Annotated in this window: 18 protein-coding genes; 10 read left to right on the top strand and 8 right to left on the bottom strand. The window is 69.8% G+C overall.

The features are described 5' to 3' along the window. The first annotated feature begins 34 nt into the window (after positions 1-34). The 3 genes from A176_RS37280 to A176_RS37270 all read left to right on the top strand — a co-directional run bounded on the left by A176_RS37280 (position 35) and on the right by A176_RS37270 (position 2,953). A complete protein-coding gene (locus A176_RS37280; RefSeq protein ID WP_002637974.1) occupies positions 35-937 on the top strand; it encodes a GspE/PulE/PilB domain-containing protein in 903 nt (300 codons plus the stop codon). Between the two features lie 16 nt (positions 938-953). Continuing rightward, positions 954-1,697 (top strand): hypothetical protein, encoded by a 744-nt coding sequence (locus A176_RS37275; protein WP_021781184.1) that lies wholly within the window; start codon positions 954-956, stop codon positions 1,695-1,697. 134 nt (positions 1,698-1,831) lie between these two features. Continuing rightward, entirely contained in the window at positions 1,832-2,953 is a 1,122-nt protein-coding gene (locus tag A176_RS37270; RefSeq protein ID WP_144429687.1) for a bifunctional methionine sulfoxide reductase B/A protein, read from the top strand. A gap of 9 nt (positions 2,954-2,962) precedes the next feature. On the opposite strand, the gene A176_RS37265 is transcribed toward A176_RS37270, so the two are convergent. From A176_RS37265 to A176_RS37255, 3 genes are read right to left on the bottom strand one after another with little or no spacing between them, the layout of a single operon-like run. Further along, complete coding sequence (locus tag A176_RS37265) at positions 2,963-4,879, bottom strand: ATP-binding protein (RefSeq protein ID WP_044889884.1); 1,917 nt, start codon at positions 4,877-4,879, stop codon at positions 2,963-2,965. After that, complete coding sequence (locus A176_RS37260; protein WP_002637970.1) at positions 4,869-6,848, bottom strand: GAF domain-containing sensor histidine kinase; 1,980 nt, start codon at positions 6,846-6,848, stop codon at positions 4,869-4,871. The genes A176_RS37265 and A176_RS37260 overlap by 11 nt, the downstream gene beginning before the upstream one ends. 54 nt (positions 6,849-6,902) lie before the next feature. Next, positions 6,903-8,579 carry a right-handed parallel beta-helix repeat-containing protein gene (locus A176_RS37255; protein ID WP_002637969.1) on the bottom strand — a complete coding sequence of 559 codons (1,677 nt, stop codon included), beginning with the start codon at positions 8,577-8,579 and terminating at the stop codon, positions 6,903-6,905. A gap of 395 nt (positions 8,580-8,974) precedes the next feature. Between A176_RS37255 and A176_RS37250 the strand changes: the two genes are divergently transcribed. The 7 genes from A176_RS37250 (at position 8,975) to A176_RS37220 (ending at position 14,873) form a co-directional block, all read left to right on the top strand. Further along, entirely contained in the window at positions 8,975-10,132 is a 1,158-nt protein-coding gene (locus A176_RS37250) for a PDDEXK nuclease domain-containing protein (protein WP_002637968.1), read from the top strand. Between the two features lie 361 nt (positions 10,133-10,493). After that, positions 10,494-10,856 carry a 6-carboxytetrahydropterin synthase QueD gene (gene queD / locus A176_RS37245; RefSeq protein ID WP_002637967.1) on the top strand — a complete coding sequence of 121 codons (363 nt, stop codon included), beginning with the start codon at positions 10,494-10,496 and terminating at the stop codon, positions 10,854-10,856. 39 nt (positions 10,857-10,895) lie between these two features. After that, positions 10,896-11,645, top strand: a complete 750-nt coding sequence (gene ydfG / locus A176_RS37240; protein WP_002637966.1) for a bifunctional NADP-dependent 3-hydroxy acid dehydrogenase/3-hydroxypropionate dehydrogenase YdfG — start codon at positions 10,896-10,898, stop codon at positions 11,643-11,645. Positions 11,646-11,783: 138 nt separating this feature from the next. Next, complete coding sequence (locus A176_RS37235) at positions 11,784-12,347, top strand: Uma2 family endonuclease (RefSeq protein ID WP_044889887.1); 564 nt, start codon at positions 11,784-11,786, stop codon at positions 12,345-12,347. A gap of 39 nt (positions 12,348-12,386) precedes the next feature. Then, on the top strand, positions 12,387-12,836 hold the full coding sequence (locus A176_RS37230) for a hypothetical protein (protein ID WP_002637964.1): 450 nt from the start codon (positions 12,387-12,389) through the stop codon (positions 12,834-12,836). Between the two features lies 1 nt (position 12,837). Next, positions 12,838-13,962, top strand: a complete 1,125-nt coding sequence (locus tag A176_RS37225) for an alpha/beta fold hydrolase (RefSeq protein WP_002637963.1) — start codon at positions 12,838-12,840, stop codon at positions 13,960-13,962. After that, positions 13,959-14,873, top strand: a complete 915-nt coding sequence (locus tag A176_RS37220) for an alpha/beta fold hydrolase (RefSeq protein WP_002637962.1) — start codon at positions 13,959-13,961, stop codon at positions 14,871-14,873. Before A176_RS37225 ends, A176_RS37220 begins: the two co-directional genes overlap by 4 nt. A 16-nt stretch (positions 14,874-14,889) precedes the next feature. On the opposite strand, the gene A176_RS37215 is transcribed toward A176_RS37220, so the two are convergent. The 5 genes from A176_RS37215 to A176_RS37195 form a co-directional block, all read right to left on the bottom strand. Next, positions 14,890-15,639, bottom strand: a complete 750-nt coding sequence (locus A176_RS37215; RefSeq protein WP_002637961.1) for a queuosine precursor transporter — start codon at positions 15,637-15,639, stop codon at positions 14,890-14,892. Between the two features lie 40 nt (positions 15,640-15,679). Continuing rightward, positions 15,680-16,462 carry an SDR family NAD(P)-dependent oxidoreductase gene (locus A176_RS37210; RefSeq protein ID WP_002637960.1) on the bottom strand — a complete coding sequence of 261 codons (783 nt, stop codon included), beginning with the start codon at positions 16,460-16,462 and terminating at the stop codon, positions 15,680-15,682. 192 nt (positions 16,463-16,654) lie between these two features. Further along, the gene (locus A176_RS37205; RefSeq protein ID WP_002637959.1) at positions 16,655-17,494 is read right to left on the bottom strand and encodes a dihydroneopterin aldolase; all 840 of its coding nucleotides are present in this window, start codon (positions 17,492-17,494) and stop codon (positions 16,655-16,657) included. Beyond that, a complete protein-coding gene (locus A176_RS37200; RefSeq protein WP_002637958.1) occupies positions 17,491-18,216 on the bottom strand; it encodes an SDR family oxidoreductase in 726 nt (241 codons plus the stop codon). The genes A176_RS37205 and A176_RS37200 overlap by 4 nt, the downstream gene beginning before the upstream one ends. A gap of 122 nt (positions 18,217-18,338) precedes the next feature. Further along, entirely contained in the window at positions 18,339-18,770 is a 432-nt protein-coding gene (locus tag A176_RS37195) for a hypothetical protein (protein ID WP_002637957.1), read from the bottom strand. Positions 18,771-18,817 lie beyond the last annotated feature (47 nt).

The raw sequence follows: 18,817 nt of genomic DNA, 5'->3' as shown, positions 1-18,817 counted from the left end.
TCCTGGGTTTCATCCCGCGTGCTAAGGCCGCCCCATGGCGAGGAAGCGCATTGGCGAGCTCCTGTTGGAGCAGCGGGCGATCAGCGTCGCCCAGCTCGAGGCGGGGCTCGCGGCTCACCGGAAATCAGGACAGCGCTTGGGGGCCACCCTCATCGCGCAGGGGGCGATCACCGAAGCGACGCTCGCGGGCGCGCTGAGCCAGGCCCTGGGCCTGCCGCTGGTGGACCTCACGAACACACCGCCTGAATGGGCCGCGGTGCACATGCTGCGCGCGCGCTTCTGCGAACAGCATGACTTGTTCCCCATCGCGCTGGAGAGCGCGGGTGGGCGCAAGCAGCTCGTGGTGGCGATGAGTGATCCGCTCAACGTGACGGCGGTGGAGGAGATTGAGTTCACCACCGGCCTCAAGGTGAGCCCGCGCGTGGCGCCGCTGTCCATCGTGCGCGGCGCCATCCTCCGCTACTACCACAAGGTCCCGGTGGCGGCGCCGTCGACGGCCCGGGCCACTCCGCCCGGCAGGCCCGCGGCGAAACCGGTGAAGGCCTCGCCGCCCCTCACGGCGCGCCCCGCGCCAGCGCCCACGCAGGACGACGATGACGAGGAGGTCATCATCGGCGAGGAGCTCCCGCCTGCGGAGATGACGCAGCGGACGTCGCTGGCGGAGCTCATTCGCGAGCGCGAGGAGCAGAGCAAGCAGAAGCGTGGACAGGCGGGCGTCACCGCGAAGCCCAAGGCCCCCGCCCCGAGCGCGGGCGGCACGGGCGTGCTGGATGACCTGGACTATCTCTTCGGGCAGGCGCGCGAGGACCCGGACCGCGTCGAGGAGCTGGAGCGCAAGTTCTGGGCGCTGATGCGGATCATGGCGCGCAAGGGCCTGCTGTCGAACGAGGAGTTCACCCGCGAGCTGGACGACGAGGACAAAGCCAGCGAGTCGTGAGGAGGCGCCCGTGCGCATGATGGCCATCCTGGGAGCGTTGGGCGCCGTGGCCGTGCTGGGCGGCACCGCGGCCTGGTTGTTCCTGTCCCGCGCGGGCGTCCGCGTCGTCCTGACGCCCCCGCCGCCTTCCGTCACCGCCGAGCCGCAGGTGCGCCTGCGCGGCCAGGTCCTGGGCGTCGCCCCCGCGTTGTCGCTGAATGGAGCGCCGGTGGTGCTCACGGCGGACGGGCACTTCGAGCACACCCTGCCGCTGACGCTGGGCAGCAATGCCTTCACCCTGTCCGCCGTCGGCAAGCCGAAGGACGGCGCCCCGGAGGAGACGGTCAACGGCGTCCACGTGGTGGAGCGGCTGGAACAGGCCGTCTACGACACGCGCCACTTCTACACCGCCAGCGGGGGCCTGAGCGGCTTCACGCGCGGCGCGACGGGCCTGAAGGCCGTGCGCGACAGCTTCCTCACCGGCGATGTGGACGTGGAGCTGAAGGTGGGAGCGCTGACCGGCTCGGTGCTGGAGTCCTACGAGAACGCCCACCGTCCGGTGAAGGGCGGCATGCCCATGCTGGTGGAGCTCGCCGTGGGCGGCGGCGCGGTGCGCGTGGCGCTCAAGCCCGAGGAAGGCACCGTGCAAGGCGAGGTGGCCCGGCCCGGCGCGCCCGTCACCCTGCGAGGCCGCTCCGAGCTGCACCACGGCAAGTACCACGTCCGGCTGGAGGCGCTGGACGGCGACGCCACGGACGTGGTGCTGCGCGTCCGGTACTGACGCCCCACGGGCCCGCCCGCCCGCATCCCCGGCGAGCCCAGGCAGCGAGCGCGAGGGCAACGGAAACCACCTTCGGGCATCGCGCGTACATGAAGAAGCACCCGCTCACACGGGGACTTCCGGAGACCGCGTCCATGCACACCGCCCCCACAACCGCTTCGCTGGCCCGCAGGCTCATGCCGCTGGCCCTGTTGGCCCTCGCGGTGCTGTCCGCGTGCTCCGAGGCCCGAGGCGCCGCCGCGAACGCACCACGGGCCTCGCCCTCCATCCAGGACACCCGCCACTACACGAAGCCCTCGGACGCGGAGCTCCGCCGCACGCTCTCCCCGCTGGCCTGGAAGGTGACGCAGGAGGGGGCGACGGAGCCCGCGTTCAAGAACCCCTTGTGGAACCACCACGCCGAGGGCCTCTACGTCGACGTGGTCAGCGGAGAGCCCCTCTTCTCCTCGCTCGACAAGTTCGACTCACACACGGGCTGGCCCAGCTTCACGCGCCCGGTGGACAGCGCCCGCGTCGTGGAGAAGCGCGACGCGAGCTTGGGCATGGAGCGCGTCGAGGTCCGCTCGAAGGCGGCCAACTCCCACCTCGGCCACATCTTCGGTGATGGACCCGCGCCCACCCACCTGCGCTACTGCATCAACTCCGCGGCCCTGCGCTTCGTCTCCGTCAACGATTTGGCGAAGGAAGGCTACGGGGCCTGGCTGCCGCTCTTCGGCCGCCCCGCCCCCGCCGCCGCGTCGAAGCGGGACACCTCGTCGCCCTTCACGGAGACGGCGCTGCTCGCGGGCGGCTGCTTCTGGGGCATGGAGGACTTGCTGCGCGCGATTCCCGGCGTCATCGAAACGGAGGTCGGCTACACCGGCGGCTCCAGCGCGCTCGCGAAGCCCACCTACCGCGACGTGAGCTCGGGCAAGACGGGCCACGCGGAGACCGTGCGCGTCGTGTTCGACCCCACCCGGCTGACGTACGAGACGCTGCTGGAGCGGTGGTTCTTCCGCATGCACGACCCGACGACGCTCAACCGCCAGGGCAACGACGTGGGCACGCAGTACCGCTCCGCCCTCTTCTACCTGTCGGATGCGCAGAAGCGCGTGGCGGAGACGGTGAAGGCCCGGGTGGACGCCTCCGGCAAGTGGCCCCGGCCCGTCGTCACGCAAATCACGCCCGCGGGCCCCTTCACGCCCGCCGAGGACTACCACCAGGACTACCTGGTGAAGAACCCCGGCGGCTACACCTGCCACTACATGCGGGACTGAGCCGCCGGCTCACGCCTCCTGGAGCGGCAGCCGGACGATGAAGGTGGTGCCCTCGCCCACGGTGCTCTCCACCGAGAGCCGGCCGCCGTGGTTCTCCACGATGCCCTGGCAGATGGAGAGGCCCAGGCCGGTGCCCTTCCCTTCCGGCTTGGTGGTGAAGAAGGGCTCGAAGATGCGCTGAAGGTGCTTGGGGTCGATGCCCGTGCCCGTGTCGCGCACCTTCACCACCGCGTCCTGCCCATCCCGGCCGGTGACGAGATGGACGGCGCCGCCCGGCGGCATCGCGTGACACGCGTTGGTGATGAGGTTGACGAAGACCTGCACCAGGTTGGCGCGCACGGCGGACAGCGGCGGCAGGTCGGCGTACTCCCGCTGCACGGTGACACGCGCCTGCGCCACCACGTGCTCGCAGAAGCCCACGGCCATGTCCACGACGGCGTTGAGCTGCACCCGCTCCGGCCGGTCCTGCGCCGGGCGCGCGTAGCTGACCAGGTCGCGCGTGAAGCGCAGGATGCGGTGGCTGCTCTCCAGGATTTTGCGCAGCTTCTCCTGGTCCGCGGGGTTGGCCCCGGGCGTCATCCGCGAGCGCTGGAGCAGCGCGTCCGCGTAGGTGGCCACCGCCGTCATCGGGTTGTTGATTTCGTGCACCACGCTGGCGGCGAGCTGCCCAATGGAGGCCAGCTTCTCCGCGTGGATGATGCGCTTCTCCAGCTCCTTCACCACCGTGATGTCCTGCCCGATGGCGATGACGCCCTCCACCTCGCCGTGCTGGGAGAGCTTGGAGGACGTGGCGAAGGACACGCGGACCTCCGCGCCGTCGCGGGTCAAGAGCCGCGTCTCGAAGCTGTTCACCGCCTCGCCGCGAATCGCCGCGGCGATGAGCTGGTTGAGCCGCAGGTGCTCGTTCTCCGGGATGAGCCAGAAGAAGTCCCGGCCCAGCGCCTCTTCCTTGCTGAAGCCGGTGAGCGCGCTCAGCGCCTGGTTGAAGACGACGACCTGCTTGTCCCGGTTCGCCACCAGGATGAGGGCGTTGGCCTTCTCCAGCAGGTCCTCCAGGTACTTGCGGACGAAGGTCAGCTCGTCGATGAGCTTCGCGTTCTTCACCGCCACCGCGACCTGGTTGGCGAGTTGGAGCAGCACGCGCTCGTCGTGCGGCACGTCCGAGCTGAAGCCCTCCGGATACTCCATGTTGATGGCGCCGAAGAGCTGCCCGCTGGCCACCAGCGGCGCGCTCACGCCGTGGGTGCCGTCCTGGAACAGCAGGGGCACCTCGTCCCGTACCACCACGCGGTCCAGGGGCAGCGACGCGCGGTCCAGGCTCGTCTTGTCCACCGCGCGCGCCAGCAGCACCAGGGGCTCGTGCGCGCCCTCCTTGAGGCGGCCCTCCGCGTAGAGCGACGTGAGGCCTCCCGTCCGCGCGTCCGTGATGCGGATGCAGAACGAGCGCCCGGGGAACAGCTCCTTCACGCCTCGCGCCACCGCGGCGACCAGCTCCTCCTCGCCGCCGGCCTCGGCCACGCTGCGGCCCAAATCCAGCAGCACGCCCTCCGTGCGGGCCTGCTCCAGCAGCGCCCGCTCCGCCACCACCAGGCGGTTACGGGACAGCTCCGGCTCGTTGCGCGCGCGCACGGCCACCACCTCGCCCCGGCGCGACAGCGTCAGCACCACGCCCGGCAGGTCCGGCAGCAGCTCCACGTCACAGCTCGCACCGTCCGCCGGCACGCTGGCGCCCGCGAGCGTGCGCGACACCTCCTCCACGGAGGCGCGCTGCTCCACGCAGAAGCGGCGGAAGGCGTCGTTGACGGCCACCAGCCGCAGGGACGGGTCGCACAGGGCCGCGGGGGCGTCGAGCGCCTCGAAGAGGACCTGGAAGCTGTCGGCGTCCGGACCGCCGGCGATTCGCACGGCGCGCGTCTCAGTCTTCATGGGAGGTGGCCTTGTCCAGGTCGAGAATCTGTTGTTCCCCCATGTACGACTTCGTCTCGTAGCGGGTGATCTTCCCAATCTTCCGGACGATCTCCGCCATGCGCTCCGCCTCGCGGTAGATGATGTCCACCGGCTTCCAGGCGAAGTCGTCTTCCTTCAGCTTCCGCTTCAGCAGCTCGGCGTAGCCCATCACCGAGGTGAGCGGCTGGTTCAGCTCGTGCGCCGCGGTGCCGGCGAGCGCGACGATGACGGCGCTCTTCTCGCTCTCCTCCAGCCGCGTCTCCACGTCGGACAGCTTGCGCTCCAACTGCATGCGCGCGCGCATGTCCGTGAAGATGCCCACGCTGAACACCTCGCGGCCGCCCTCGTAGACGATGGAGGCCGTCATGTTCACCGGCACCCGCTCTCCGGAGCGGTGCACCAGCTCCTCGCGGATGAGCGACAAGCGGCCCTTGCCGCCGTGCTCGGGGGCACGAATCATGGCCATCACCCGCTTCGCCACGCCCGGCGGGTAGAGCTGGTGGACGGCGAGCCCGCCCAGGGCCTCCTGCGCGGTGTAGCCACACAGCGCCTCCGCGCCCTTGTTGAAGAGGATGATGCGCCCCTTCAGGTCGGCCGCGATGATGGCGTCCACCGACGAGTCGATGAGCCGCTCCAGGAAGTCCTTCGTCTGGAGCAGCTCGTCCTCCAGCCTCCGCGCGTCCGTGACGTCGCGGAAGGAGAGGATGGTGGCCGCCTCCTCGTCGCGCAGCGGCGCCGCGGACATGGACAGCGTCAGCCGCCGGCCCGAGCCCGTGCACACCTCCACGTCCGTGCCCGAGCGGGCCTCGCCCCGCGACGCGGTGGTCACCAGCTCCATCAGCACGTTCTCATCCACCGGCTGGGTGACCTGGTGCAGGTGGCGGCCCCGCGCCTCCAGCGCCTGCACGTCCAACATCGCCGCGCCGGACGGGTTGAGCGACAGCACGCAGGCCTTGTCGTCGAGGATGGCCACGCCCTCGCTGACGTGCGCGAAGAAGAGCTGGTACGGCTTGAAGGACGCCGCCTGCTCCTCCGCCGCCAGCCGGGCCGTCTTCTCCGCCTCCGTCTGGCCGCGCACAAACTCCAGCACGGAGGCGCTGCGCAGCGCCACGGCGGTGGCGTGCGCCACGGTGGTGAGGAAGTCGATTTCCCGGGGCGAGAAGGTGCGCCGCCGCCCGGTGGCGCGCAGCAGCAGCACGCCGCGCACCTGCCCGCGGATGGGCAGCGGCAACGCGGCGATGGCGTGGATGCCCCGGGCCGCCACCGCGCGGCGCTCCACGTCGCCCAGGAGCGGGTGCGTGGCGGCCTCCTGCATCACCACCGGATTGCCCGTTCGCATCACCTCGCGAATCTCCGGGTAGCGGGACAGGTCGATGCGCAGGTTCTTCAACGTCGGGTCATCGCTGGTGGCGACGATGAGGCCTTCGTCCGCGCTGCGCCCGAGCATCACCAGCGTGGCGCGCGCGATGTCCAGCTTCTCCGCCAGCCGCCGGGTGACGCCGTGCAGCAGCGCCGCCACGTCCGACGACTCGGCGTAGTCCGCCGTCAGCTCCAGCAGGAGCGCCAGGTCCTCCTGGCTGCGCGCCTGCTCCTCGCGCTCCACGTGGCGCTCGGCGGCGCACTGGAGCCGCCAGGCCAGCTCGTGCAGCGGCACCGGGGCCGTGAGCACGTCCGCGGGCTTGAGGGACTGCGCGGTGGCGAAGGAGTCCTCGCCCTGCCCCGCCAGCACCACCAGCGAGGGCGGCGCGGAGGACCGGGCGGCGAGCAGGGCCTGACCCGCGGCGAGCCCGCCTGGCGCGGTGAGGTCCACCAGCGCCAGCGAGGCCTCTTCGACGCCGGACACGACCCGAAGGCCCGCACGCGCGGCGGCCGCGCTCAGCAGCTCGCGCGCGGGAGAGTCCGGTGGCACCAAGGTGATGCCCGATACGAATTCCAACGAGGACGGCACGTGGAGAGTGGGGTCCAGGGCAGAAGGAGACCCCACTCTACACGCCTCGGCGGCTCAGGTGCAGTCTGACTCGAAAGCGCCCTGGTCCGGCCCGGGCCCGCACCAGCTCAGCCCCAGCGACAGCCCCGCGTTGAGTGCGGGTGAGCCCGACCCCAGGCGGAAATCCCCGGTGTCGATGTTGAGGAAGCCGGGGGCCTTCTCCTGGGAGCGGCCGTCGAACCCGCTCTGTGAGCGCCACTGCGAGAAGCCCATGTCCACGCCATTGAGGCGGAACACCGCCGCGCCCGCGCTCCGGAAGTAGAGGTTCGCGTCCACCACCGCCCCCGAGCGCCCGGCGCCGCCACGCACCGCCACGCCGCAGCCGGAGAAGACGTTGTTGCGCACATCCAGGCTGGCGCTGGCGCCGGTGTCGCCATGGCCGAACGTCAGGCAGGGCCCGGGCATGTTCCAGACGGTGTTGTGGTGGACCTTCACGTTGGACGTCGTGTCCACGCGGATGCCGCTGCCCTCCTCGCCGCCGCCCAGCCCGTCCCGCACGAGGTTGCGGCGGATGACGATGTTGGTGGGCGGCGCGCCCTGCCGCACCCCGCCAATGCTGATGGCGCGGCCGTTGTTGTAGAAGACGTTGTCCTCCAGCGTGACGTCCTTGGCGGACAGATGCACCACCACGCCCTCGCCGCGCGAGGTGGACGACGTCTTGTGTCCCCAGATGATGTTGCCGCGCAGCGTGACGCGGGTGCACGTCTTCACGTCGACGCCATTCTCGCGGTTCTCGTGCAGCTCGTTGTCCTCCACCAGGAGGTTGTCGAAGGGCGTGCCGGAGATGGTGGCGCCGCCTTCCGGACCGATGCACTGCACGCCGTCGCCGGAGTTGTGGTGGATGTCGTTGCCCCGCACCACCACGTTGCGCGCCGTCGTCTGGACGATGACGCCGTGGCTGTCATCCCCGTTGCGGTTGAAGTTCGAGATGGCGTTCTGCTCGATGAGGATGTCGCTGGCCCGCTCGCACACGTTGACGCCCGCGCCGGCGGTGCCGTTCTTCAACGTGGAGCCGCGCAGCACGCCGTGGTGCGAGCCCACGCCGCGGAAGAGCACCGCGAAGGAGGCGCTGCCCGCCGCGTCGATGGTGAGCCCCTCGATGCTCCAATACGCGCCGCGCACATCCACCATGGCGGAGCCGCTGCCGGACGGCTTGAGCACCGGCTTGGCGTCCGGCGCGGCCCGGAGCGTGAGCAGGGCGGAGGACGAGCCGCCCTTCTCCTCGAGCTTGAGGCGCTCCGAATAGGTGCCGGTCTTCAGGTAGACGGCCTCGCCCGGACGCACCAGCTCCAGCGCGCGCGACACCGTGCGCAGCGGCGCCGTCTCCGTGGCGGACGCGCCGTCACTGCCGTTGGGCGCCACCCAGAGGATGCGCGAATAGCGGGGCGGCGGCTCGGGTTCCGGTTGGGGCTCGGGCGTCGGGTCGGGCGGGGGCTGCGGCTCGGGGGACGGCTCTGGCTCGGGGTCCGGATGAGGAGGCGGATCCCCGGGGATTTCGACGATGACGGGCGGAGGCTCGGGCGTTCCGGGCGAGTTCGGCTCCCCGGGCGGGGTACCCGGGACGGAGGGCGTCTCGCTGGAGCCGGGAGGTGAGCCATTCTCCTGGTTGAACTCGACCTTGCCGTTGCAGGCCACGAAGGACAGCAAGGCAGCGGAGCATAGGGCCGTGAACCACGGCGAACGATGGCGCATCCTGGCGGACTCCTGGTGTGGGTCGCGGCGCGGGGGGCGCTCGCGAGGACGGCCGCCAATCCGGAGCCGCTCGCTGTTCATTCCCTCCGACCGCGGCAACCCCTGCCTGCCGGGACGTGTAGCAAGGAGACAGGAAACGTGGTTTCGCGGGGTTGTGACGGCTGCGCCGCTTCACCGACAGGTGGGCCCTCGCGGGGAGCTGGCGTGGGATGTGTGGAAGGGCGCCGGGGATATTCCCGGGGATTTTTCACGCGGAGCGAAGAGGCGAGCCGGGGGGGCGCCTCTGGGAAGGACCCCTGGTCTTCCCCTTCGAAGCGGGGCGCGGAATCGACCGGCCAGCGTCGCTTGCCAAATTGCAGGGCTCGGCCGCCGAAACCTATGTTCCCGCCTTTCGCATGAAGAAGAGTTCCTCCTCGAAGAAGCCTTTGACGCGCGCGACGCCCGCCACCCTGGCGACGAAGCTCGCCGTGCCTCGCGCCAAGCGGGCGTTCGTCGACGACGGAGACACGCGGTTCGCCGAGGTCATCGCGCTCATCGAAGTGGCCCGACGACGCGCGCACCAAGCGGTGAACACGGAGCTGGTGACCCACTACTGGGAGCTGGGCGAGTACATCAGCCGGAAGATCGCCAGCGCGGAGTGGGGCGACGGCATCGTCGAGGAGCTCGCCGCGGATCTCGCGAGGCGCTACCCGGGTGTCCGGGGCTACACGCGCCCGAACCTCTTTCGGATGCGCCAGTTCTACGAGGCGTACCGGTCGAACCGAAGAATCTCACCACTGGTGAGACAACTGCCGTGGACACACCACCTCATCATCCTCAGCCAAGCCAAGCCCCTCGATACACGCGAGTTCTACATTCTCGCTGCCATCAAGGAGCGCTGGCCCAAGCGGGAGCTCGAACGGCAGATCCGCTCGGGCGCCGTTCTTCGCGAGGCACGCGCCACGAAGAAAGTCTCGCCAGCGGTGAGACAAACTCACCCGACGGCAATCGACGAGTTCAAGAACGTCTACAACATCGAGTTTCTCGGCCTCGCCGCCGATCACTCCGAAGCCGACCTCCACGACGCCCTCCTTCGGAACCTTGGCCGCTTCCTCACTGAGTTGGGACGCGACTTCTGTTTCGTCGGCTCGCAATATCCGGTGCAGGTCGGCAGCCAAGACTTCGTGATCGACCTCGTCTTCTTTCACCGTGGCATTCAGTGTCTCGTCGCCTTCGAGTTGAAGGTCGACAAATTCAAGCCCGCCGATCTCGGACAGCTCTCGTTCTACGTCGAGGCACTTGACCGTGACGTGAAGAAGCTCCACGAGCGGCCGTCGATCGGCGTGCTCCTCTGCGCGACGAAGGACGACGAGGTCGTCGAGTACGCTCTTGCCCGGACAACGTCGCCAACGCTCGTCGCCGAGTACCAGACGTTCCTGCCGTCCAAGGAGCTGCTGCGGGCGAAGCTCCACGAGTTGTACTCGCAGCTCGCGCCGGAGGCAGAGCGAACTGGCCCGCGCCACCAGCGACCGCAGGTAGGGCGTTCCGCACGAAGCCATCGGCGCAGTCCTTGAGCAAGCCCCCTACCCAGCGGCGGAGCCGTCGGCCAGGGAGCAAGGGAATGCTCAGACGCGAGGGTGTCGGTGAAACCTTCGTCGATGGGGAGGCACGAAGGTGCGCCCCCTAACCAAGCCTGTGCGCTGTCCACCCACCGACTCCCCCCATTGAAGGAAGGATGATGGGCGCCATCTCCAGTCCGGCATATCCCGGAATAACTGCGGTGACTGAGGCTCCTCGTGTTGGCCGTCGCCATTCCAGGCGAGAGTGCCGAGCGCGAGTTCACGAAGGGCTTCCTTCAGGGCGGCAGGGCGTACCTTGACGTCAGGAGGAGCGCGCGGGATATGAGCCGCCTTCCACCCGCAGTCAGGAGACGCCTTGGACATCTTCAAGGAATTCACCTTCGAGGCCGCGCACCGGCTTCCCAACGTGCCGCCGGGGCACAAGTGCAGCCGGCTCCACGGCCACAGCTACCGGGTGGAAGTCCACGTGCGAGGCCCCGTGGGCGAGCAGTCCGGGTGGGTGATGGACTTCTCGGACATCAAGGAGTCCTTCGAGCCCGTGCGGCTCAAGCTGGACCACTACTACCTCAACGAGATTGAGGGCCTGGAGAACCCCACCAGCGAGAACCTGTCGCGGTGGATCTGGAAGCGCCTGCGTCCAGGCCTTCCCCTGCTCAGCCGGGTGGTCGTCCGTGAGACGTGCACCAGCGGCTGCATCTATCAGGGTGAAGACGACTGAGCCGGCCCCTCCCGGCGCTGGCTCCCAGAGGGGTGTGTCATGAATGTACTGATTACCGGCGCCACCGCGGGATTCGGGTTGGCCATGGCCCGGCGCTTCATCCAGGACGGGGCGCGCGTCATCGCCACCGGGCGCCGCACCGAGCGGCTGGAGGCCCTGCGCGCCGAGCTGGGCGAGCGGGTGCTCCCCCTGACGCTCGACATCACGGACCGTGAGGCCGTGGAGCGGACCGTCCGCTCGTTGCCCGCTGACTTCGCGGACGTGGACGTGCTGGTCAACAACGCGGGCCTGGCGCTGGGGTTGGACCCCGCGCAGTCGGCGCGCTTGGAGGACTGGGACACGATGGTGGACACCAACGTGAAGGGGCTCCTGTACTGCACGCACGCGGTGCTGCCCGGCATGGTGGCGCGCAACCGGGGCCACGTCATCAACATGGGCTCGGTGGCAGCGGAGTGGCCCTATCCGGGTGGCAACGTGTACGGCGCCACCAAGGCCTTCGTGCACCAGTTCAGCCTCAACCTGCGCGCGGACCTCCATGGCACCGCGGTGCGGGTAACGGACATCGAGCCGGGGCTCGTGGGCGGCACGGAGTTCTCCAGCGTCCGCTTCAAGGGCGACGACACGCGCGCCGCCTCCGTCTACGCCAACACCCAGGCGCTGACGCCCGAGGACATCGCGGACGCGGTGCACTGGGTGGCCACCCGGCCCGCGCACGTGAACATCAACGTCATGTCGTTGATGCCGGTGTCACAGTCCTTCGGACCGCTGCCGGTGAAGCGGCAGGGCTGAGCCGAGAGGACCTCTGGGGTTTTCTACTCCCCGAAGGATGTCAGAGGTATGGCGCATGCTCGACACATGAGCGAAGCCATCCACGGACAAGAAGCGGTGCGACTTGCGAGGCCCCAGGCATGGCCGCATCCTGGGGGCATGGGTGACAAGCCACCGCCAGAGCAGGTGTACGAGGCGTTGGAGCGCCTCCCCCCGCATGTCGTCGGAGAAATCATCGAGGGTGAGCTGCATGTCAGCCCCCGTCCGAGGATGATGCACGGTAGGGCGGCCATCCGGCTCGGCCAACAACTGGCGCCGTTCGACCTGGAGCTCGGAGGGGAAGGCCCGGGCGGATGGGTCATCCTCCCTGAGCCAGAACTGCACCTCGGTGGCAACGTGCTCGTGCCCGACCTTGCCGGGTGGAGACGCGAGCGCATGCCGGAGATTCCAGACGTGGTGGGCGTGGAGCTTGCCCCCGACTGGCTCTGCGAGGTCCTGTCTCCGTCGACCGAAGCCGTGGACCGGTCTCGGAAGATGACGCTCTACGCCCGCGAGGGCGTGAACCATCTGTGGCTCGTGGACCCGCGCATCCAGCTCCTCGAAATCTACCGGCGGGAACGAGAGCGCTGGCACCGGCTGGGTGCACATACGGGCAGCGCCACCGTTCATGCCGAACCTTTTGAAGCAGGCAAGTTGAAGCTTGGTTCACTTTGGGAGCGATGAGGCCCTGGTGGCGGCGCGCGTTGGGATAACCTGCCGCCCATGAGTCAGCCGGAACGACCGCCGCCGTCCCAGGGGCTCCTCGCCCGCGGCCTGAAGCTGTTGGGCCACCTCACCCACCCGGACACGCGCACCGGCAAGGTGTTCACCCGCGCCGAGCAGGGACTCACCCGCGCCGCCGCGAAAGTCACCGAGAGCCCCGCCTACCTGCGCGTCAGCGGCTCCCTCATGCGCCAGGGCTTCAACGCGCGCATCCGCCGCAACGGCCTGGTGGAGGGCGCCCTGCGCACGCTGCGCCTGCCCACCACGTCCGAGGTGGAGAACCTGCGCGATCAGCTCCGCCGGATGAACGACCAGGTCGAGGCGCTCGGCACCCAGTTGGAGCTGGTGGTGGACCTGCTCCACCGCCAGGAAGTCGCGGAGCCCGAAGCCAAGCCCGAGTCCCCCGAGCCCACCCCCAAGGAGCGCGCGCCCTCCAAGCGCCGCCGCTGACATGCCCGCGTCCACGCCCCAGCGTCTTCGCTCATTCGTCACCGGCCAGGTCGAGCTGACCCGCGCCGTCGCGCACGCGCTCAAGTCGCGGCCCTTCAATCCGTACCCGTACCTCAAGCCCTTCATCGAACGGGCCTCCGGCGTCCGCGAGCCCCCCGTCAGCGCCACCCCGCACACCGTCGTGTACACGCGCGGCAGCATGCGGCTCTTGCGCTACGCGGCCCCGCGGCGGCGGCACCGCACGCCCATCCTGTTCGTCTATTCGCTCATCAATCGCTGGTACATCCTCGACTTCCTGCCGGGGCGCAGCCTCATCGAGCACCTCACCCGTGAGGGCTACGACGTCTACGCCATCGACTGGGGCGTGCCCGGCCAGGACGAGGAGCGGCTCACCTGGGATGACCTGCTCGGCGGCCTCATCCAGACGGCGGTGCGGTGGACGCTGCGCGTGAGCAAGAGCCGGGAGCTGACGCTCTACGGCTACTGCATGGGCGGCACCATGGCGCTGGCGTACACCTCGCTGTACCCCGAGGGCGTCCGCAACCTGGTGGCCCAGGCCACGCCCGTGGACTTCAGCAAGGGCGGCCTCTACACGCTGTGGACGTCCGCCAACCACTTCGACGTGGACTCACTGGTGGACGCCTACGGCAACGTGCCCACGCCCGTGCTGGAGAGCGGCTTCCTGATGGCCGCGCCGGTGCAGCGCCTCACCCGCTGGCTGGAGGTGTGCCGCCGCATCGATGACCCGGACTTCGTCACCACGTTCCTCGCCATGGAGCGCTGGGGCGCCGACCCCGTCCCATTCCCGGGCGAGGTCTACCGGCAATACATCAAGGACTGCTACCAGCAGAACCTGTTCCCCCAGGGCCTCATGGAAGTGGGCGGCGAGCGCGTGGACCTGAGCCGCATCCAGTGCTCCATCCTCAACGTCATCGCCGAGCACGACACCATCGCGCTGCCCGCCATGAGCGAGCCCCTGCCGTCGCTGGTGGGCTCGAAGGACGTCGAGACGCGGCGCTACCCCGTGGGACACATCGGCCTGTCCGCCTCGAGCAAGGGCTCGACGCAGGTGTGGCCCTCCATTTCCGCGTGGATCGCCGCGCGCTCGAAGCCGATGGAACCATGAACGTCGCGTCCGACACCGACACCGAAGCCCGGGGCGTGCAGGTCCGTGAAGGCGTCCTCCACTTGAGGGATGGCCGGCGGCTGGCCTACGTCGAGTCCGGGGACTTGAGCGGAACGCCCGTGTTCTTCATCCACGGCAACCCAGGCTCGCGCCACATGCGCCACCCGGATGACCGGCTCACCCATGCGCTGGGCGTGCGCCTCATCGCTCCGGACCGGCCAGGGTATGGCCTGTCGGACTACCAATCCGGCCGCACGCTGCTCGACTTCCCCAATGACTTGGAGCAGCTCGCCAACGCGCTGAAGATTGACCGCTTCGCCCTCTTCGGCGTGTCCGCGGGAGGGCCCTACGTGGCCGCGTCCGCGTGGAAGCTGGGTGAGCGCATCACCCGCGCGGCGCTCGTCTCGGGCGCGGCGCCGCTCGCGCGGCCAGGGGCCATGGCGGGGGTGAACCGGGACTACCGCACCGCGTACGCCATGGCCGCGTGGCCGGAGTGGCTGCTGCATCCGATGATGGCCATGCACGACCGGCAGGTGCGCGCGAATCCCGCGCGGGCGCTCGCGGGCCTGCGCTCCCAGGCGTCGGCGGATGACCGCACGGTGCTCGCGGACCCTCGCATCGCCGCGCAGGTGCAGGGCTGGCGCTACGAGGCCACGCGCAAGGGCGTCGCGGGCATGCGGCGCGAGGCGCACATCCTCGCGCAGCCGTGGAACGTCCCCTTGGAGGAGATTCGGACCGAGGTGGACCTCTGGTACTGGGAGGGCGACAGCATCGTCCCGCCACAGATGGGGCAGTACCTCGCCGCCCGGATTCCGCGCGCGGTGCCCCGCTTCCACCCCGGCGGCGGGCACTTCTCCCTCTACTCGCACTGGACGGACATCCTCTCCGCCCTGCTGCGTTCAGCGGACTGAGACCGGCGTCCCGCGCTCAGGCCGCGCGGGACTGCTCCTCCTGGCTGACCGGCGGCGCGGGCGGGGCAATGGGTTCGCCATTCTCTCCCAGCACCACGGGGGCGATGCCCAGCTTGCGCTCCACGAAGGCGTGGCCCAGGTAGATGAAGGGCGTCAGGCCCACCGCGACCAGCACCTTCACCACGTACGACGTGTAGATGATGCTGATGATGGTGTCGTTGGGCAGCACGCCCGTCCACGCCACGTACTGCACCACCACCGTGTCGATGAGCTGCGACACCAGCGTGGAGCCCGTCGCGCGCACCCACAGCAGGCGGTTGCGCGTCAGCCGCTTGAGCCCGTTGAAGATGGCGATGTCGCAGAACTGGCCGACCAGGTACGCAATCATCGACGCGATGAGGATGCGCTGCGAGCCGCCGAACACGTTGTTGAACGAGTTCTCCACCGCGCCCGTGTAGCCCTCCGCGCGCGTCAGCGGCGCCCACGGCACCTGCACCGCGATGGCAATCACGATGAAGGCGAAGATGGCCATGAAGAAGCCCACCCACGTCACGAAGCGGGCGGCTTTCTTCCCGTAGAACTCGTTGAGGATGTCCGTGAGGAGGAACGTCACCGGGAAGGGCAGCATGCCGATGGACATCACCGCCACCACCGGCCCCACCTGCGCCTCGAACAGCTTCACCCCGATGATGTCGCCCACCACCAGGGAGGTGACGAACACTCCCGCCAACACCACGAAGAGCTGTAGCCGTCTGTCGAGGAGCATCCTGCCGTCCTTGTGAGCCGAGGCCGCGTCATACCGCGCCTCACTCCCGCAGCAGTAGCCCCCCGTCCAACACCAGCTCGGAACCGGAAATCCAGGACGCGCCCAGCAGGTAGCGCACCGCCTCGGCCACGTCCTCGGGACGCCCCAGCCGGCCGAGCGGATGCAGGGCCCGCAGTCCCGCTAGCTGGGCTTCCTGGCGCCGCAGGGCCTCGGATTCGGACAGCGGCCCTTCGCCGGGGGCCAGGCGCACCTCGCGCACCATGTCCGTCTCGACGACGCCCGGGAGCACCGCGCTGGCGCGCACGCCCCTCGCGGCACCGGCCAGCGCCAGCACCTTCATCACCTGGAGCAGGCCCGCCTTCGCCGCGCTGTACACCGCGCTGGTGAGGACGGGCCGCGTGGCCAGCGTGGAGGCGATGAACACCTGTGCGCCGCCCGGCTCCAGGACCTCCAGGGCCTGCTCGCCCAGCCGCAACGGCGCGACGAGGTTGACCTCGAGCTGGGCTCGCAGCGCGTCTTCGCCAATGTGGCCGGGCGGCTGATGCACCACCTGCCCCGCGCTGTGAACGAAACCGTCGAGGCCGTCCAGCAGCGTGGAGGCACGGCGCAGCAGCCCGTCTCGGGCTTCCGGCGAGGCCAGGTCACACGGCAGCGCGAAGGCCTGTCCCGGCCACTGGGCCGCCAACGACTCCAGCACCTCCGCGCGACGGCCCGTCACCACCACCCGGCCACCAGCACGAAGCAGCGCCTCCGCCACCGCCCGGCCAATGCCCGTCCCGCCACCGGTGATAAGGACCTTCCGAGTCCCCACGTCAGGGCTCATGTGATGCGCTCCTTGGGGGCCACGTCATGGGTACGCCCATCCCACCACCGGTGACCCACTGCGCCCCATGCGCTGCGCTCACGGGAGTCCACGTCATGGGTGTGCCCGCCGCGCCAAACGCCTCCCGCGGCAGGTGCTCCGGGACGCGCTCGGGCCCGAAGCAGGGCGCCCGAATCCCGCGCCCCGCCCCACTCACGGATGGTGCTCCGCGGGCGAGCCGGCCACCGCGGGCTCATCCAGCGGGTAATAGGAGTGCCCTGTCACAGGCGCCAGGCCCGTGGACGGCGGCTCCGTCTCAACCTCGTCCGAGGGGATGAAGCCGGGCCTGTCCACACACAACACCGTCTGCTCCGTCGCCGACGGGTTGTCATAGCGGTGCACGAAGCCGCGCGGCCAATGGAAGGCCATGCCCCGGGCCACCGGCTTGAACTGGAGCAGCAGCCCTGGCCCCAGGACCAGCTCGCTCTCCTCCATCTGCTGGTGCACGTGCGAAGGGATGGAGCCCCCGGGCTTCACCCGCAGCCGGTAGACGCCGTACCCCGTCCCCTCGTGGATGATGTCCACGCGGCCAAAGGACTTGTCCTCACGGCCGTACACCATCTCCTCCGCGGTGCGGTGAATCTGGAGCGACGGAACCGCGAGCCCGCCCAGCGCGAGCGGCTTGGTGACGCGCACCGTGGCCGCGCGCACCTGTGTGCGCTGCACGTCCTCCGTGGGCGGCGCCAGCACGTAACGGCACACCGTCTCCACCGCGGACTCCAACAGCTCGAAGCGGCACGCCTCCAGCAGGAAGCGCAGCTCTCCCGCGAGCCGACCGTAGTTCACCGTGTGCGCCAGCTTGCCTTCCGCCGCCGCGGCGCGGGTGTCCAGGAACAGCGCCACGTCCAAGCGCAGCGGCTGCGCCACCGTGCGCTCCCGGTTGAAGATGCCCACGATGCAATCCACCGTGAGCCCCCGCATCTCGATGACGTCCAGCGGCCGGCCCTCCGGCGTCGTGACGACGGGAGGATGAAAGGCCTGCTCCGAGCTCATAGCTGTGCGCTCCTGCCGCCATCGACGGCGATGACCTGCCCGGTGATGTACGGCGCCTCGCAAGCGAGGAAGACGACGGTGCGGGCGATGTCCTCGACACTGCCCTCGCGGGCCATGGGAATCCGGCGCAGCACGGCGTCGCGGTCCTCGGCGCCGAAGTTCTCGGGAAAGGCCACCGTCCCGGGCGACACCGCGTTGACACGGATGTGCGGCGCGAGCTCCACCGCCAGCGCGCGGGTGAGCATGATGAGCCCCGCCTTGCTCACCGAGTAATGCGCGTAGTGACTCACCGGCCGCTCACCGCCCACGTCGGTGATGTGCACCACCAGCGGGTCCTTGCCAGCGCGCAGCGCGGGGAGCAGCGCCTGGGTGAGGAAGAAGGGCGTGTCCAGGTTCACCGCGAGCATGGTGCGGTACTGGTCGCGGGAGATGGTGGCGAAGTCGGCGCGCTCGAAGAGGCCCGCGTTGTGGACCACCACGTCCAGTGCGGGCCAGGCCTCGCGCACCTCCGTGGCCAGGGCCTCCACCGCATCCGGGCGGCTCAGGTCCGCGGCATGCAGGGTGACGCGACGGCCGAGCGCTCGAAGCTCTTCAGCCAGGGACGTCAGCGGCTCGATGGAGCGGTTCGCATGGAGCGCCAGGTCATACCCGGCGCGACCGAGCGCCCGGGCCACCGCGCCGCCGATGCGGATGCCAGCCCCGGTGATGAATGCGGTCGCCATGTGGCGCATTCACTAACAGGACCGGCGAGGAAAGGCACTGCGGACCTGCTGCCGCGGAGCGCGCCTGGGTACCCCCGTAACCCGGCGCGCCCCACGGCGCGGTCCCCGTCAACCTCGAATCGTTACCGGCGGCCAGCGCTCGCCATGTGGACCCGGCCAGGGCCGTAGGACACCCAGACCCACTCCTGGACCGGCTCGTAGCGGGCCGGCACCCAGCGCTGCTCGTAGAAGCCACCCGTGCACCGGGTCACCCGCGAGCGGCGGTTGTTCCGCTCGCTGCACACCTCGGGGACCCACACGCGGTCGTAGCGGCCTTCCACGTAGCGGTTCACCGTCTGCAGCTCGTAGCGGCCCCGGGCGTGAGCCGGAGGACGCGGGGCCGGCCCCGGGTGCCGGCGAACATCGACGTGGACTCCGAAGTTGCCGCCGCGGTCGTCATACCGATGCTGCTGGGAGAACCGCGACTTCTCGTGGTCATCCTTGGCATGCGCGGCCGTGGAGCCGAGGAACATCATTCCGAAAGCCAGCACCGCGAAACCCGTCTTGAGCGCCATGTCGTTGTCCTCCTCCGTCGTCCTGCTTGAACCTTCTGACGGGGGTC

It is taken from the genome of Myxococcus hansupus (assembly GCF_000280925.3).
Taxonomy (GTDB): Bacteria; Myxococcota; Myxococcia; order Myxococcales; family Myxococcaceae; genus Myxococcus; species Myxococcus hansupus.
The sequence above is the reverse complement of the archived record's forward strand: the minus strand, read 5'-3'. Positions and strand labels throughout refer to the sequence as shown.

Bases quoted from the DNA above. Each gene is read 5' to 3' on its own strand.
- A176_RS37205 (WP_002637959.1), bottom strand. From the start codon at position 17,494: ATGAGCTCGGAGCAGGCCTTTCATCCTCCCGTCGTCACGACGCCGGAG.
- A176_RS37255 (WP_002637969.1), bottom strand. From the start codon at position 8,579: ATGCGCCATCGTTCGCCGTGGTTCACGGCCCTATGCTCCGCTGCCTTG.
- A176_RS37200 (WP_002637958.1), bottom strand. From the start codon at position 18,216: ATGGCGACCGCATTCATCACCGGGGCTGGCATCCGCATCGGCGGCGCG.
- A176_RS37230 (WP_002637964.1), top strand. From the start codon at position 12,387: ATGAGTCAGCCGGAACGACCGCCGCCGTCCCAGGGGCTCCTCGCCCGC.
- A176_RS37210 (WP_002637960.1), bottom strand. From the start codon at position 16,462: ATGAGCCCTGACGTGGGGACTCGGAAGGTCCTTATCACCGGTGGCGGG.
- A176_RS37270 (WP_144429687.1), top strand. From the start codon at position 1,832: ATGCACACCGCCCCCACAACCGCTTCGCTGGCCCGCAGGCTCATGCCG.
- A176_RS37215 (WP_002637961.1), bottom strand. From the start codon at position 15,639: ATGCTCCTCGACAGACGGCTACAGCTCTTCGTGGTGTTGGCGGGAGTG.
- A176_RS37280 (WP_002637974.1), top strand. From the start codon at position 35: ATGGCGAGGAAGCGCATTGGCGAGCTCCTGTTGGAGCAGCGGGCGATC.
- A176_RS37235 (WP_044889887.1), top strand. From the start codon at position 11,784: ATGGGTGACAAGCCACCGCCAGAGCAGGTGTACGAGGCGTTGGAGCGC.
- A176_RS37195 (WP_002637957.1), bottom strand. From the start codon at position 18,770: ATGGCGCTCAAGACGGGTTTCGCGGTGCTGGCTTTCGGAATGATGTTC.
- A176_RS37250 (WP_002637968.1), top strand. From the start codon at position 8,975: ATGAAGAAGAGTTCCTCCTCGAAGAAGCCTTTGACGCGCGCGACGCCC.
- A176_RS37220 (WP_002637962.1), top strand. From the start codon at position 13,959: ATGAACGTCGCGTCCGACACCGACACCGAAGCCCGGGGCGTGCAGGTC.
- ydfG (WP_002637966.1), top strand. From the start codon at position 10,896: ATGAATGTACTGATTACCGGCGCCACCGCGGGATTCGGGTTGGCCATG.
- A176_RS37225 (WP_002637963.1), top strand. From the start codon at position 12,838: ATGCCCGCGTCCACGCCCCAGCGTCTTCGCTCATTCGTCACCGGCCAG.
- A176_RS37265 (WP_044889884.1), bottom strand. From the start codon at position 4,879: ATGAAGACTGAGACGCGCGCCGTGCGAATCGCCGGCGGTCCGGACGCC.
- A176_RS37275 (WP_021781184.1), top strand. From the start codon at position 954: ATGATGGCCATCCTGGGAGCGTTGGGCGCCGTGGCCGTGCTGGGCGGC.